The organism is Methanoregula sp. (genome assembly GCF_002835825.1).
Taxonomy (GTDB): domain Archaea; phylum Halobacteriota; class Methanomicrobia; order Methanomicrobiales; family Methanospirillaceae; genus Methanoregula.
Map to the genome: position 1 here is coordinate 1 of NZ_PIZH01000557.1, position 1,355 is coordinate 1,355.

Consider the following 1,355-nt stretch of genomic DNA (forward strand, 5'->3'; position numbering starts at 1 on the left):
CGTGTGCCCTTGACGGCCATAACGTCCTCATCCATTCGCCAAATATCACCCTCAATGAAGATTCTACAGATCATACCGAGTTCTCCAACTATTTCGATCTTGACGGAGACCAGCTGGTCTGGATGAATACGTGGGCCGAGAGAAAAATCGAGGAAAAACTCGTCCGGAACCGAATTTACCTGATGAACCTCTCTGACAACACAACGATGATGATCGCAGAGACACCGGACATTCACCACGAGTATGCATTCAGGCCACCAATCCCGCTGTCCGGGCGCTTCGTTGTCTTTAGCGAAGCCATGAACAACAACCTTTTCCTGTACGATACGGTCACCGGCAGGGAGACGTCATTGACTTCCGATGGATCAGCACCGGACGTACAACGGGAGAATGCATTTCCCGATCTTGATGGAGATCGTGTTGTATGGTCGAAACGGAAACCCTACGGATCCGCAGGCGACCTTGATATCGTGTTCATGAATCTCAGTACGGGAGTCAGCCGGGATATCTGCATCCTGCTGGGAGATCAGAAAGAACCGGCACTCTCCGGCCAGAGAATTGTCTGGACTGACACGCGAAACGAGCCTGAGGGCGGGGATATTTACCTGTACGATATGGGGACGGGTACCGAGACCGCGGTTTGCACGGAAAGGGGCTTGCAGCAGAGACCAAAAATATCCGGTAATTCTGTCGTATGGATGGATTACCGCGACGGGAATCCTGCTGTATACGTGTACAATATCTCGTATGGCAGGGAGACACGGATCAGCAGGGATAACTTTGTCGCTGATGCACCCCTGCTGTCGGGGAATCTTGTCGTGTGGCAGGAATATTCTGTCTTCGACCGGCGGGACGAACGGATGGGTTCAATTGTCGTCTTTGATACTGCAGCCGGTACGAGGGAAATCCTTCCCACAGGTACTGTATTTCCCCAACTTCTCGCTGTCGATGACAACCGGATCCTCTATGCCAATCCGGATGAAAAAACACTGGAAGAGGGATTTATCCATCTGTTCGAAATGGACATCCATGAACCGCCATCTCCTCCAGCTGTCGTGACACCGCTCCTGATAACCGCCACGGAAACGCCCGCCATGGTATTCGGCCCGGCAAAGACGGTGACGCAATCGGCACCGGGATCCCCCGCAGCGATCCCGGTCTTGTTCATAGCCCTTACAATTATTTTCCATACCAGAACCTGGTTGGGGAAAAAATAGGGATTCCTTTGTACGATTTCTCTGATGATACCTAGAGCGATGTTGAAAGGGAGTATCCTTTCAATTTCCTGATAATCATTTACCTGACAGGAGAAACCCCTATCTGCGGCCGGGAAAATGGCGGGGTGGGTCCCACTG

At 51.9% G+C, this 1,355-nt stretch carries 1 protein-coding gene; it reads left to right on the forward strand.

Features of this window, described 5'->3' with window-relative positions; translation table 11 throughout:
- Positions 1 to 1,217, forward strand: a 1,217-nt coding sequence (locus CW742_RS13265; protein ID WP_369333022.1) for a TolB family protein, incomplete at its 5' end; no start/stop codon positions are given.
- Positions 1,218 to 1,355: the final 138 nt, after the last annotated feature.